The sequence below is a fragment of the Streptomyces sp. CB09001 genome (assembly GCF_003369795.1).
Classification (GTDB): Bacteria; Actinomycetota; Actinomycetes; order Streptomycetales; family Streptomycetaceae; genus Streptomyces.
Map to the genome: position 1 here is coordinate 355,146 of NZ_CP026730.1, position 13,024 is coordinate 368,169.

The window sequence follows — 13,024 nt, forward strand, 5'->3', positions numbered from 1 at the left end:
AGATGAGCAGCACAGCATGAGTGAGTACCCCAGCTTCCCGCCCGGCTTCGTCCTCGGCGCCGCGACCGCCTCGTACCAGATCGAGGGCGCAGCGACCGAGGACGGCCGCGGTCCGTCGATCTGGGACACCTACAGCCACACCCCCGGCCTGGTGGTGAACGGCGACACCGGTGACGTGGCCTGCGACCACTACCACCGCTACCCCGAGGACGTGGCCCTGCTGCGCGACCTCGGCGTGGACTCGTACCGCTTCTCGATCGCCTGGCCGCGCATCGTGCCGGACGGCTCGGGCGCGGTGAATCCCAAGGGGCTCGACTTCTACTCCCGCCTGGTGGACGAACTGCTGGCGGCGGGCATCGAACCGGCCGCCACCCTCTACCACTGGGACCTGCCACAGGCGTTGGAGGACCGGGGCGGCTGGCGGGTGCGGGAGACGGCGGAGCGGTTCGCCGAGTACACGGCGGTGGTCGCGGAGCACCTGGGCGACCGGGTGCCGCGCTGGATCACCCTCAACGAGCCGTGGTGCAGTTCCTTCCTCGGGTACTCGATCGGCCGGCACGCGCCCGGCGCCAAGGAGGGCCGGGGCGCCCTGGCCGCCGCCCACCACCTGCTGGTCGGCCACGGGCTGGCCGTGCGGGCGCTGCGCGCGGCCGGGGTGCGCGAGGTCGGTATCACGCTCAACCTGGACCGCAACCTGCCCGCCACCGACTCCCCCGCCGACCTGGCGGCGGTGGTCCGCGCGGACACCCAGCACAACCTGGTGTGGACCGAGCCGATCCTCGCGGGCCGCTACCCGGCCACCGAGGAGGAGACCTGGGGCGAGCTGATCACCGGGGAGGACTTCCGGCGGGAGGGTGATCTGGGGCTGATCTCCCAGCCGCTGGACTTCCTCGGCGTCAACTACTACCGGCCGATCGTGGTCGCCGACGCCCCCCACCGCGAGAGCGACCCGGCCCGGCGCGTGGCGACGGACAACCGCTACGAGGAGGTACAGCACCCCGGAGTGCGGCACACGGCGATGAACTGGCCGGTCGTGCCGGACAGCTTCACCGACCTGCTGGTCCGGCTGAGGGAGCGGTACGGCGACGCGCTTCCACCCGTTCACATCACCGAGAACGGCTCGGCGGAGGACGACGCGGCCGCCGCCGACGGCACGGTGCACGACGCCGACCGGGTCGCCTACCTGCGCGACCACCTCACGGCGCTGCGGGCGGCGATCGACGCGGGCGTGGACGTACGCGGGTACTACGTGTGGTCGCTGCTGGACAACTTCGAGTGGGCGTACGGCTACGACAAGCGTTTCGGCATCGTGCGGGTGGACTACGACACGCAGGAGCGCACCCCCAAGGACAGCTACCGCTGGTACCGGGAGATGATCGCCGCCAACCGCGGGTGAAGGAGGCGGCCTGACGTGGAGCGCTGCCGGGCGGCCGCCCTCCGCGTCAGGCCGCGTCCCGTTCCGCGTACGCCGCCGGGTCGGCCAGTACCTCGCGGACGATCACGCCGGCCGCGCCCCGGGCCGCGTCGCCGAGCGAGGACGCGGCCCGCAGCCGTTTGCCGGCCTCGCTCCACAGCCCGGACACCACGCGCAGGGCGAGTTCGCGGTCGACGGCCGGAGCGAGCCACTCCATGAGCTCGCGGTAGACGCCGCCGAGCATCACCGCCTCGGGGTCGAAGAGGTTCACCGCGCCCGAGACCACGACGCCCAGTTGCCGTCCGGCCCGATCGATCGCGGACAGTGCGCAGGGGTCGCCCCGCCGGGCACGGCGTTCGAGTTCGGCGACGACACCGCCGCCCGGGTCAGTCCCACGTGCGTGGCGACGCCGGCCCTGGTCGCCTCCCCCGCGTCGTGCACGGCCCTCAGGACCAGGCTGAGGTTGTGCCGTCTGACCGTGGCCTTGTCGGCCTTCGGCTCCAGGGGGGTGAGGTTGTTCATCATGGTGCTGTCGAGCGTATGCGACACCCGGGGCACCGGGCCCCGGGTGCCCTCGCCGCTAGGCGGGCAGGTTCCACTTCTGGGTGCCGAGGCCGTTGCAGTCGTAGATCTGCAGCTTGGTGCCGTTGGCGGTGCCGCCGGACGGGATGTCCAGGCAGCGGCCGGACTGCGGGTTGAGCAGCGAGCCGTCGGCCTGGTGGCGCCACTGCTGGCCGCCGACGCCCGGGGCGCAGTCCCACACCTGGACCTTGGTGAAGTTGGCCGTGCCGTTGCCGTCGATGTCCAGGCACTTGCCGAACGCGCGCACCGTGCCGTCGGGGGCCACGGACCAGCGCTGGCCGGTGGCGGTGCTGCAGTCCCACAGCTGGGCGGCGTTGCCGTTGCCGCTGGTGTTGGTGTCGACATCGAGGCACTTGCCCGCGACCCACGGCGTGGTGACCTGGCCGACCGGTCCGCCGAGGCTTCCGGTGCCGAAGCGGACCTGGCACTGGTTGCCGGTGCCGAGCCAGGTGGCGGTCAGGTAGAGGAAGGAGGTGCCGTCGGCGCGCGGCACGATCGGCGAGCTGTAGCCGGGGCAGGAGGGCTCACCGGGGTTGTAGCCGCCGGTGGGGCCGGTCTGGACCGGGGCCTCGATCTCGGTCCACTCCCCCGCGCCGAGGCGGGTGTTGGCGAAGACCACGGTGCCGGACTCCGACAGTACGGTCTTGTTCCCGGTGGGTCCGCTCACCACGCGCTGGCCGGACATCAGCAGTGTGCCGTCGGGTCCGCCGCCCGGCACCCAGGCGAGGTAGGGGGTGTGCAGCAGTTCCCTGCCGTCGGCGGTGCGCACCAGGGTGCCCGGATTGTCGGCGGGCGCCCAGTTCAGGCCGTCGGGGCTGGTCTTGGTGTACACCTCGCAGGCGTGGTCGGCGTCGGTGGCGTCCCGGCACATCTCGTACGCCATCATGAACCGCCCGTCGGGCAGCGCGACGACGATGGACATGCCGGGGCGGGCCAGGTTGTCGGCGGGGAAGGCGACGTCCTGGGTGAGGGTGCCGCTCCAGGTGCGGCCGCCGTCGGTGGAGGTGTAGTGGCCGATGACCTGGTTGTTGGTCGGGCTGTTCGCGGGCCGCTCGTCGGAGATGAAGCAGGCCAGCGTGTTGTCGGGGGCCAGCAGGAACCAGGGTTCCCAGATGCCGTGCCCGATGGTGTCGGGCAGGCCGCTGGTGCGGGTGCAGTCGGAGAGGTACTGCCAGCTCCGGCCGTGGTCGGTGCTCCTGAAGACCTCGACGCGCTGCGTGGTGTAGTCGCCGGCCTGCCAGGCGGTGCCGGCGGCGAGGAGGTCGCCCTGGTTCAGGCCGTTCGCGGTGCGCGGCACCTCGTAGAGGACGGGTGCCTCGATGTCCCAGCCCGGGGTGTGCGAGGTGATGGTGGAGATGGGGGCGGCGCTCCAGGTGCGCCCGCCGTCGGTGCTGCGGTGGACGGGCAGGGTGTTCGTGGCGCCCTGTTCGCGCCGGGCGTAGGTGGCCAGCATGGTCTGGCCCGCCGAGCCGTCGTGGTCGAGGCGGACGGCGCGCGGGTAGCTGTTGTCGCCCTGCGGGTGGGCCGCGAGGTCGGGCGACGCCAGGACCTGGCCGGCGGGCGCGGCCGACGCGGGCTGTGACCACAGGGACAGCAGGGCCGTGAGCAGGGCGAGGACGCCGAGCAGGGCCGGTGATCTTCTGAGAGTGGTGGGTGACGGGTTGCGCACGGATCGACTCCTTGGTGGTGGGGATGTCGGGTGGTGCGGGGTCGGTTGGCCGGTTGGCCGGTGGGCCGGTGGGTCGGTGGGTCGGTGGGTCGGTGGGTCGGTGGGGAGTCAGGCGGTCGGGAGTCAGGCGGTCGGGAGCGCCTGCGGGTCGTCGCCGATGTGGGGTGCGGTACGCGTGTCCACGTCCAGCGCGGTGCGCGCGGCGACGGTGCCGTCCACGACCAGTGCCAGGTGCAGCCGGCCGCTGGTCCAGCCCTCGGGCAGCGCGGCGGGCACGGTGACGGGGGCGCCGAGGACGTATGGCTTGGCCTCCGCGCGGCCGCCGGGGACGGCGTCGCCGGGAGCGTCGGGCGTCCTGGCGTACACCGGGGTCCAGGTGGTGTGCAGGGTGCCCGCGACCGGGTCGGCGCCGTGGTGGGAGACGTGGACGTCGACCGTGAAGTCGGGGCCGGGGGTGAGCAGGTCGCGGCCGGGTGCCACCGGCGTCACGTCCAGGACGAGGGTGGTCGGCGCGTTGGCGTGCGCCGGGTCGACGCCCGCGAGGTCCTTCGCGCCGCGCCCGAAGTCCAGCAGCCCGGCGCTCTCGTGCTCGATGTCGTACAGCTCGGTGTACACGTACCCGGCGAGCCGGTCGTGGCGGCGCAGCTCCTGGGTCTGCCAGCGCAGGTGCCAGGCGCGGTCCAGGCCGGTGAAGCCACCGCCGTACTCGCTGTTGAGGTTGGGCAGGCCGCGCAGCGGCTGACCGGGGACGGCGAGCTTCTTGTGGACGACGAGGTCGGGGCCCAGCTTGACGGGGAAGTCGTCGCGTTCGCCGGAGAGCAGCTCGGCGACGGTGGTGGCCCAGGAGGCGGCGCTCTCGTCGTAGTAGTGCCAGTCGAGCAGGTCGGTCTTGACGTGGGTCCAGCCGGAGTTGTCGACGACCGGGCGGGTGGCGTCGAGGGCCTTGAGGCGGTCGTAGGCGTCGGCGGTGGCGCGCTGCTTGGCCGGGTCGCCGGGAATGTCCCAGTCCAGGCCCCATTCCTCGTTGTACAGGCCCCAGATGACGATGGCGGGGCTGTTGCCGTCGCGTTCGACCATGGGCTCGATCTGCTCGGTGAAGGCGGTGACGGATGCGGGTGAGAAGCGGCCGGGCGAGGCGGGTTCGGCCCACAGGAGCATGCCGAGGGTGTCGGCGTGGTGGGTGAAGCGGGGGTCCTCCAGTTTGAGGTGCTTGCGGACGAGGTTGTAGCCGGCCTCGGCCGCGAGTTCGAGGTCGTGCCGCAGGGCGGCGTCGTCGGGGGCGGTGATGCCGCTTTCGGGCCAGTAGCCCTGGTCGAGCACACCGCGCACGAACAGCCGCCGCCCGTTGAGGTACAGGGATTCGCCGTCGACGGTGACGGTGCGCAGTCCGGTGTACGCGGCGACCCGGTCGGTGCCGTCGGCGGAGGTGAGTTCGGCGTCGACGTGGTAGAGGTGCGGGTCCTCGGGCGACCACGGCCTCGGTGCGGCGAGCGGGAGTTCGGTGTTGAGCCGTCCGTCGGGGTCCACGGTCGCCGTGACTGCGGTGTCCTCGTCGCGTACCCGCAGCCGGAGTTCGGCGCGGTCCGCCGCGGGGCCGTGCACGACGGCTTCGACGGTGATGCCGGTCAGGTCGCCGTTCGGGCGCAGCCGGAGCGCGGCGAGGTGGGTGGCGGGACGGGCTTCCAGCCAGACGCTCTGCCAGATGCCCGAGGACGGGGTGAAGCAGACGCCGTCGTAGTCGTCGCGGGGCATGCTGCGCTGTTTGCCGTGGGCGATGTCCAGCTTGTCCGCGGGGGCGTGCACCCGCACCGTGAGCAGGTGATCGCCGTCGCCGAGCGCGTCGGTGACGTCGGCGGCGAAGGGGGTGTAGCCGCCCTCGTGGCGGGCGACTTCGGTGCCGTCGACCCAGACGGTCGCGGCGTGGTGCACGGCGCCGAAGTGCAGGATGACGCGCTGTCCGGCCCAGTCGGAGGGCACAGTGAACGTGCGCCGGTACCAGGCGGTCCGGAGCCAGTGCTCGGCGATGCCGGAGGCGGGCGTCTCCCAGGCGAAGGGCACGGTGATCGACCGGTCGTAGCCGTCGGGGGCGTCGGCCGCGTACCGCTCGGCGGGGTCGGCGCGGAAGTCCCAGGTGCCGTTGAGGGTGAGCCAGGAGTGGGACCGGTCGAAGTGGGGCCGGGGGTATTCGGGACGGGGGGTGGTCATGGGCGTGTGTGCTCCGATTCGGTGCGGCTGCGGGAGAGTCGGCGGGTGTACCGGGGGAGGTCAGCCCTTGACGCTGCCCGCGAGGATCCCGTTGATGAAGTGGCGTTGCAGCAGGACGAAGAGGGCCAGTACGGGGAGCATCGCGATGCTTCCGGCGGCGAGCAGTTCGCCCCAGACGGTGGCGAAGTCGGCGCCGACGCGGTTGCCGGTGACGTTCTGCGCGAGGGTGGACAGCACCACCTGGAGCGTCTGGTGGCTCTCGTCGTTGACGGCGACGACCGGCCAGACGAAGTCGTTGTAGATGTTCATGGCGGTCAGGACGCCGAGCGCGGCGATGCCCGGCCGGATGACCGGCACCACGATCCGGGCGAAGATGCCGAACTCGCTCGCTCCGTCCACGCGTCCGGCGTCGAGGAGTTCGTCGGGCACGGCGGCGATGGTCTGCCGCATCCAGAAGATGCTGAAGGCGTCGATGCTGCCGGGCAGGATCAGCGCCCGGTAGGTGTTGACCCAGCCCAGCTCGCTCATCTCCAGGAGCAGCGGGATGACCAGTACGAGGGTCGGCAGCATCAGGGTCAGCATCAGCACGCCGAAGAGCAGGTTCTTGCCGGGGAAGCGGTACTTGGCGAAGGCGTAGCCGGCCAGCGGGCAGAAGAACATGGTCATCGCGCCCTTGACGGCCACGACGAGCACGGTGTTGACGAACCCGGTGCCGATCGGCACGTCGTCGAACATCGCCCGGTAGTTGTCGAGCGTGGCCGAGCCGAGCGAGAAGGACAGCGGGTCGCGGACGATGTCGGCCGGCGGCTTCAGCGAGGAGCTGACGGCCCACCAGATGGGGTAGACGAACACGAGGGCGAGGAGGCCGAGCACGAGGTACTGGAGCGGTCCCGGGCGGGGCTGGGACATGCTCCGGCCCGCCTTCTTGGTCTGGCTGGTCATGGTCACTCGTCCTTGGAGCGGAGCAGGCGCACGGACAGCAGGGACAGCGCGAACACCAGCAGCACGAGCAGGAAGGAGTTCGCGGCGCCGGTCCCGAGGTCGGACGCCAGGATGTGGTTGTAGAGGTAGAGCCCGCCGGTGGTGGTCGAGCCGTACGGGCCGCCCTGGGTGACGACGAAGGGTTCGGCGAACATCTGGAACACCGCGAGGGTCTGCACCACGACGAGGAAGGCGATGCTGCGCCGGACCAGTGGCAGGGTCAGCGACCAGAACTGCCGCTTGCGGGAAGCCCCGTCGAGGGCGGCGGCCTCGTACACGTCGGAGGGCACGGCTTGGAGCCCGGCGAGCAGGATGATGATCGCGAACCCGGTGGTCTTCCACAGGAACAGCAGCGCCAGCGTCGGTTTGGCCCAGGCGGTCGACTGGAGCCAGTCGATGTCCGGCAGGCCGACCAGGTTGAACAGGTGGTTGACCAGCCCGTAGTCCGTGTCGAAGGCGACGATCCACACCTGGGCCATCGCCACCAGCGGGGTGACGAACGGCGCGATGAAGGCGACCCGGAACATGCCCCGCAGCCGCAGCCGCGCGTTGGCGAGCAGCACCGCCGCGGCGAGGCCGCCGACGATCTGGAGAGGGACGATCAGCAGCCACATCACGGCGCTGTTGCCCAGCGAGGACCAGAACTCCTCGCTGGTGAGCAGGTAGGTGTAGTTCTCCAGGCCGATGAAGTCGGCCTCGCCGGCGCCCTTCCAGTCGGTGAAGCTCAACTGGAGCGCGAAGACGAGGGGGTAGAGGCCGAAGGCCGCGAAGACGACGTAGAACGGCGCGACGAAGAGGTACGGCGCGAGGAAGGGCCCCCGGCGGGAGCGGCGGGCGGGGCTCGGCGTGGCGGGCGCCGCCCGTTCCTTGCGCGGCGGGGTAAGGGTGCCGGAGGTCATGCGCGGTCCACCAGGTTGCGCTGGATCTTCTTGGTGGAGTCGTCGATGACGTCGTCGGGGGCCATCTTCCCCTCGATGAGCCGCTGGAGGTTGTTTCCGAGGTAGTCGACGGACTTGGCCCACCAGGCCGGGATCGGCGCGGCGGACGGGATGGTGTCGGCGGCGTCCACGGCGACCTTCCACAGGTCCTGTCCGCCGAGCGCGGCCACCGGTTCGAACAGCGGCTTGTCGGGGCGCCGGGCGGGCCCGTAGCTCGGCACGGAGGTGGTCAGACCGCCCGGGTAGACCTCGCTCGGCCCGTACACCGCGCTGTAGCCGGGTTCCTTGAAGCACAGGAACTCGTACAGCAGCCAGGCGAGTTCGGGGTTCTTCGCCTTCGCCGGGATGATGAAGCTGCTGCCGCCCATGGCGCCGCTGCGGGCCCCGCCCGGGGTCCAGGCCGGCAGGGGTGCGGCCCGCCACGTGCCCTTGGCCTTCTTCAGCAGCTGCTGAGGGGCGAAGGACCACCACACGGCCCAGGGGACCAGGGCCTGCTGTCCGTTCTCCAGGGCGGCGAGGTCGGCCTGCTTGAGGTACTCGGCGTGGGTGACCAGGTCGTCGTCGACGGCGTCCCGGACCCAGTTGAGGACGTTGCGGTACTCCTTGGAGTCCAGCCGCACCTGCCCGTCGGCGTCGGCGAGGCTGGTGCCCTGCTGGCCCGCGAGCATCTCCAGCCAGAGCTGGCCGAGGAAGGGGTCCTTCTCCATGTGCAGGGGGCGGGCCTTGGGGTTCTTCTCCCGCAGCGACCGGGCCGCCGCCAGCAGGTCGTCGTAGGTCTTCAGGCCGGCCGGGTCGACACCGGCGTCCTCCAGCAGGTCCTCGCGGTACCAGAGCAGCCCGGGGTCGAGGTCCCAGGGCACGCCGTAGATCCGCCCGCCCACGGTGTTGACCGAGAGCTTGTACGCCGAGGTCTTGTCGCGGTAGGGCGCTATCAGGTCCGTCAGGTCGTACAGGTGCTCCACCTGACCACCGATCTTGGCGTCGTCCCAGAAGCTGCCGTCGGGCAGGTCGGTGCCGCTGATCAGGGTGTTGGCGAGCTTGGCGTCGATGTCGACGGCCTGGTGGTTGACCTTGATGTCCGGGTAGGCCTTGCGGAAGGCGTCGATCGCCGCGTCGAAGACCTTGAACAGGTCGCCCGAGCGGTTCCAGATGGTGATCTCGCCCTTGGCCGACGCGCTGGGCGTCCCGGTGAGCTTGCGCGGCTCGGACCCGGAGGAGCCGGGGGCGCACGCGGCGAGGGGACCGGCGGTCGCGGCGAGCGCGCCGGCGCCGAGTGCGCCGCGCAGCACGCTACGCCGCGGGACGAATGATCTGGACATGAGCACGGCTCCTCGGTCGGGAATGCGGGCTGTGGTGCGCGAGAAGGGGGTGGCTGAGCAGGGGTGGACGTGAACGCGCGCAGGCGTCGTCGGCGGTGCGGCGGTACGCACCTGCCCCGTGCCGCCGCCTCGCTTTGCAACGATGCAGAGATGATGCTGCGCCTTTTGCAACGATGCAATACCTGAGTAACATCAACCTGCGTCAGCGCCGGTCCGCACCGACGCGAACACGAGATGCTGCCGACCGAGGCCCCGCGGGGGCCGTGAGGGGGAACTGGATGGCCGGCTCCACGCTCCGCGACGTCGCCCGACGCGCCGGAGTCTCGATTCGCACCGTGTCCAACGTGGTCAACGGTTCGGTGCCCGTCTCCGACGAGTTGCGGGTCCGGGTGCAGGCCGCGCTCGACGAACTCGACTACCGGCCCAACCTGGTGGCCCGCAATCTCCGCCGGGGCCGCAGCGGCATGATCGCCCTGGTCGTCCCCGAGCTGGACGTGCCGTACTTCGCGGAACTGGCCCGCGAGGTGATCACCGCGGCGCGCACCCACGGGTACGTGGTCATGCTCGACCAGACGGACGGCGACGGCGAGCGCGAGCGGGAACTGCTGGGCCGCGAGTCCCGGGCCACGATGTTCGACGGCCTGCTGCTGAGCCCGCTGGCCATCTCCGCGGACGAGTTGCGCCGGCGCACCAACCGGGTGCCCGTCGTGCTGCTCGGCGAGCACATCTTCAACGGCAGCCTCCACCACGTGGCGATCGACAACGTCGCCGCGGCCCGGGAGGCGACGGAACACCTCGTCGGGCTCGGCCGTCGGCGCGTCGCGGCCATCGGCGACCAGCCCTACAGCACCGGTGAGACCGCGCAGTTGCGCACGACCGGGTACCGCCAGGCGCTGGAACGCGCCGGGCTCACCGTGGACGAGGAGCTGATCGTCCCCACCCCGCGCTTCCACCGCCACCTCGGCGCCCAGGCCATGGAGCGGCTGCTCGCGCTGCCCGAGCCGCCCGACGCGGTGTTCTGCTACAACGACCTGCTGGCCATCGGCGCCATGCACACCCTGACCCGGGCGGGGGTACGGGTGCCCGACGACATCGCGGTCGTCGGGGTCGACGGCATCCAGGAGGGCCGGTACAGCTCGCCGTCACTGACCACCGTCGCCCCGGACAAGGGCGCGATCGCGCGCACGGCGGTCAGCACCCTGCTCGGCGTGATCGACGGCTCGGCGCCCGCACCGACGGAGGCCAAGGCACCGCACCGGCTGGTGGTGCGGGAGAGCACGGCGGGGACACCGGGCGACTGACGACGCCGGGGGCCCGCACGTCACGGCGCCTGCCCGGCCCCGGGGCCGGCCACCCTTGCCGCGCCCCCGGGCCCGCGTCTAGCCTGACTTTGTGCCGCAAATAAACAAAGCCCGATCGCACAACGTCGTGCCGGGCTCCCGCGACGACCTCACCCGTCTCCGAATCGCCCTGACCGCCTTCTTCGCCCTCGACGGCTTCGTCTTCGCCGGGTGGGTGGTCCGGATCCCCGCCATCAAGGAGCAGACCGGCGCCTCCGCCGGCGCGCTGGGGCTCGCCCTGCTCGGTGTCTCGGCGGGTGCCGTGGTCACCATGACGCTCACCGGACGGCTGGTCCGCCGCTACGGCAGTCATCCCGTCACCGTCGCCTGCGCGGTCCTGCTCTGCCTCAGCATCGCCCTGCCCCCGCTCACCCACTCCGCGCTCGCTCTGGGCCTCGTCCTGCTGGTCTTCGGCAGCGCGTACGGCGGGATCAACGTGGCCTTCAACAGCGCCGCCGTCGATCTGGTGGCCGTACTGCGGCGCCCGATCATGCCCAGCTTCCACGCGGCGTTCAGCCTCGGCGGCATGGTCGGGGCGGGGCTCGGCGGGCTGGTCGCCGGGGCGCTGTCGCCGACGCGGCACCTGCTCGCCCTCACCGTGACCGGCCTGCTGGTCACCCTCGTCGCGGGCCGGGCCCTGCTGCGCTGCGAACCGGCCGCGCCACCGGACCGCACCTCCGAGGAGGACGGCACCCCGCACCGCCGGGACCGCCGTACCCGTCGCCTCGTCGTCACCTTCGGCGTGATCGCCCTGTGCACGGCGTACGGCGAGGGTGCCATGGCCGACTGGGGCGCCCTGCACCTGGAGCAGGACCTCGACGCCTCCCCGGGCCTGGCGGCGGCGGGCTACTCGTGTTTCGCGCTCGCCATGGCCGTCGGCCGGCTGACCGGGACCACGCTGCTGGAACGCCTCGGCCGGACGGCCACGGTGGTGGCGGGCGGCACCACCGCGGTGGCCGGCATGCTGCTCGGGTCGCTCGCGCCGTCCGTGTGGGCGGCGCTGTTCGGCTTCGCGATCACCGGACTCGGGCTGGCCAACATCTTCCCGGTCGCGATCGAGCGGGCCGGCGCGCTCGGCGGCCCGAGCGGGGTCGCGACCGCGTCCACCCTGGGCTACGGCGGCATGCTGCTCGGTCCGCCCGCGATCGGTTTCATGGCCGACTGGTTGTCCCTGCCGGCCGCCCTCACCAGCGTGGCGGTGCTCGCGGCGGTGGCGGTGCTGGTCGCGGTCGCCACGCGGCGCGCGGCGGTTCCCGGCTGAGCCAGCCGGGGGCGCCGCCCCGGGGAACGGGCCGGGGAGGGCTGCCGTCGAGTGCACTCCATGCGGCACACTCCCTGCCATGAAGACCGCGGCGTACATCGAGATCCTGGACCGTGAAGGCGCGTTGCTGGCCGCGGCCGCCGAGGCGGCGGGCAGCGACGCCGAGGTGCCGACCTGCCCCGGCTGGCACGTGCGGGACCTGCTGCGGCACACGGGGATGGTGCACCGCTGGGCGACGGCGTTCGTCGCCGAGGGGCACACCGGTCCCCGGCGTGCCGACGACCCGCCCGCCCTCGACGGCGCCCGGCTGGTGAGCTGGTTCCGGGAAGGACACGAACGGCTCGTCGACACCCTCACCGGCGCCGCGCCCGACGTGCGGTGCTGGTACTTCCTGTCCGCACCGTCTCCGCTGGCCTTCTGGGCCAGGCGGCAGGCACACGAGACGGCGGTGCACCGAATCGACGCCGAGTCGGCGCGCGGCGGCGAACCCACCGGCGTCGGCGTGGACTTCGCGGTGGACGGCATCGACGAGTTGCTGTGCGCCTTCCACGCCCGCCCCAAGAGCGCCGTGCGCACCGAGGAGCCCCGCACGCTGCGGGTGCGGGCGACGGACGCGCCGGACGCCGTGTGGACCGTACGGCTGTCCGCGCAGCCGCCGGTGGCCGTGCGGGCGGCCGCGGGGACCGCCGACTGCGAACTGTCCGGACCCGCCGCCCGCCTCTACCCGGCGTTGTGGAACCGCACGCCGTTCCCGGAGGTGACCGGCGACGGCTCGCTCGCCGCGTTGTGGCGCGAGCGGTCGGGCGTCACCTGGAGTTGAGACGGGCGCCCCCGGAGATGGCGGTCAGCCGGCCAGCATCCGGTGCAGCACCGCCCGCTGCACCGGGAGCGCCTCGCCGTGCCGTGCGCGCCCCCTCGGCGTGAGGGCCACCCGCACGCCCCGTCGGTCCTCGGGGCACAGGGAGCGCTCGACGAGACCGTCCTTCTCCAGCCGGGCGACCACCCGCGACAGCGCGCTCTGGCTGAGGTGGACCCGCTCGGAGATCTGCTGGACGCGGTATCCGCAGGAGCCGGAGCCGTCCTCGTCCCGGGTGCCGGCCAGGACGTCCAGGACCTCGAAGTCGCTTCCGCACAGGCCGTGTCCGTGCAGCGCACGGTCGACTTCGCACTGGACGCGGGCGTGCAGGACCAGGATCGAGCGCCACCGGGTCACGAGCGCCTGTTCGGCCTTCTTCGCCGCCATCCGCGCACCGTAGCAGAGCTGCGCGCGGCAGGCACCGCGCTGCCGAAACGCCGACGCTCCGCGATACTTGCC

Annotated in this window: 11 protein-coding genes and 1 pseudogene; 4 read left to right on the forward strand and 8 right to left on the reverse strand. The window is 72.2% G+C overall.

Annotation, left to right across the window (positions count from 1 at the left end):
* Positions 1–16 precede the first annotated feature (16 nt).
* A complete protein-coding gene (locus tag C4J65_RS01755) occupies positions 17–1,396 on the forward strand; it encodes a GH1 family beta-glucosidase (protein ID WP_115740745.1) in 1,380 nt (459 codons plus the stop codon).
* 46 nt (positions 1,397–1,442) lie between these two features.
* Here the strand turns inward: C4J65_RS01755 and C4J65_RS01760 are convergent.
* The 7 genes and pseudogenes from C4J65_RS01760 to C4J65_RS01790 form a co-directional block, all read right to left on the reverse strand.
* Positions 1,443–1,784 (reverse strand): annotated as a pseudogene (locus C4J65_RS01760) (ROK family protein); the annotation flags it as partial.
* Positions 1,682–1,939, reverse strand: coding sequence for a hypothetical protein (locus C4J65_RS01765; RefSeq protein WP_115740746.1), 258 nt, complete (start codon positions 1,937–1,939; stop codon positions 1,682–1,684). The pseudogene C4J65_RS01760 and the gene C4J65_RS01765, both read right to left, overlap by 103 nt.
* 55 nt (positions 1,940–1,994) lie before the next feature.
* Positions 1,995–3,665, reverse strand: coding sequence for a sialidase family protein (locus C4J65_RS01770; RefSeq protein WP_115740747.1), 1,671 nt, complete (start codon positions 3,663–3,665; stop codon positions 1,995–1,997).
* A gap of 123 nt (positions 3,666–3,788) precedes the next feature.
* Entirely contained in the window at positions 3,789–5,870 is a 2,082-nt protein-coding gene (locus C4J65_RS01775; RefSeq protein WP_115740748.1) for a sugar-binding domain-containing protein, read from the reverse strand.
* 60 nt (positions 5,871–5,930) lie between these two features.
* Positions 5,931–6,812, reverse strand: a complete 882-nt coding sequence (locus C4J65_RS01780; RefSeq protein ID WP_205350944.1) for a carbohydrate ABC transporter permease — start codon at positions 6,810–6,812, stop codon at positions 5,931–5,933.
* A gap of 2 nt (positions 6,813–6,814) precedes the next feature.
* Entirely contained in the window at positions 6,815–7,750 is a 936-nt protein-coding gene (locus C4J65_RS01785; protein ID WP_115740750.1) for a sugar ABC transporter permease, read from the reverse strand.
* Entirely contained in the window at positions 7,747–9,108 is a 1,362-nt protein-coding gene (locus C4J65_RS01790; protein WP_115740751.1) for a sugar ABC transporter substrate-binding protein, read from the reverse strand. Before C4J65_RS01790 ends, C4J65_RS01785 begins: the two co-directional genes overlap by 4 nt.
* 278 nt (positions 9,109–9,386) lie before the next feature.
* Here C4J65_RS01790 and C4J65_RS01795 point away from each other — a divergent pair, with 278 nt between their 5' ends.
* The 3 genes from C4J65_RS01795 to C4J65_RS01805 all read left to right on the forward strand — a co-directional run bounded on the left by C4J65_RS01795 (position 9,387) and on the right by C4J65_RS01805 (position 12,529).
* Positions 9,387–10,409: a LacI family DNA-binding transcriptional regulator gene (locus C4J65_RS01795; protein ID WP_115740752.1), complete on the forward strand. Its 1,023-nt coding sequence runs from the start codon at positions 9,387–9,389 to the stop codon at positions 10,407–10,409.
* Positions 10,410–10,536: 127 nt separating this feature from the next.
* Complete coding sequence (locus tag C4J65_RS01800) at positions 10,537–11,709, forward strand: MFS transporter (RefSeq protein WP_115740753.1); 1,173 nt, start codon at positions 10,537–10,539, stop codon at positions 11,707–11,709.
* A gap of 79 nt (positions 11,710–11,788) precedes the next feature.
* Positions 11,789–12,529: a maleylpyruvate isomerase family mycothiol-dependent enzyme gene (locus C4J65_RS01805; protein WP_115740754.1), complete on the forward strand. Its 741-nt coding sequence runs from the start codon at positions 11,789–11,791 to the stop codon at positions 12,527–12,529.
* A 24-nt stretch (positions 12,530–12,553) separates the two neighbouring features.
* Here the strand turns inward: C4J65_RS01805 and C4J65_RS01810 are convergent, their stop codons facing one another.
* Complete coding sequence (locus tag C4J65_RS01810) at positions 12,554–12,952, reverse strand: MarR family transcriptional regulator (RefSeq protein WP_162832973.1); 399 nt, start codon at positions 12,950–12,952, stop codon at positions 12,554–12,556.
* Between the last annotated feature and the right edge of the window lie 72 nt (positions 12,953–13,024).

Bases quoted from the DNA above. Each gene is read 5' to 3' on its own strand.
- C4J65_RS01785 (WP_115740750.1), bottom strand. From the start codon at position 7,750: ATGACCTCCGGCACCCTTACCCCGCCGCGCAAGGAACGGGCGGCGCCC.
- C4J65_RS01805 (WP_115740754.1), top strand. From the start codon at position 11,789: ATGAAGACCGCGGCGTACATCGAGATCCTGGACCGTGAAGGCGCGTTG.
- C4J65_RS01795 (WP_115740752.1), top strand. From the start codon at position 9,387: ATGGCCGGCTCCACGCTCCGCGACGTCGCCCGACGCGCCGGAGTCTCG.
- C4J65_RS01775 (WP_115740748.1), bottom strand. From the start codon at position 5,870: ATGACCACCCCCCGTCCCGAATACCCCCGGCCCCACTTCGACCGGTCC.
- C4J65_RS01765 (WP_115740746.1), bottom strand. From the start codon at position 1,939: ATGATGAACAACCTCACCCCCCTGGAGCCGAAGGCCGACAAGGCCACG.
- C4J65_RS01780 (WP_205350944.1), bottom strand. From the start codon at position 6,812: ATGACCAGCCAGACCAAGAAGGCGGGCCGGAGCATGTCCCAGCCCCGC.
- C4J65_RS01755 (WP_115740745.1), top strand. From the start codon at position 17: ATGAGTGAGTACCCCAGCTTCCCGCCCGGCTTCGTCCTCGGCGCCGCG.
- C4J65_RS01810 (WP_162832973.1), bottom strand. From the start codon at position 12,952: ATGGCGGCGAAGAAGGCCGAACAGGCGCTCGTGACCCGGTGGCGCTCG.
- C4J65_RS01790 (WP_115740751.1), bottom strand. From the start codon at position 9,108: ATGTCCAGATCATTCGTCCCGCGGCGTAGCGTGCTGCGCGGCGCACTC.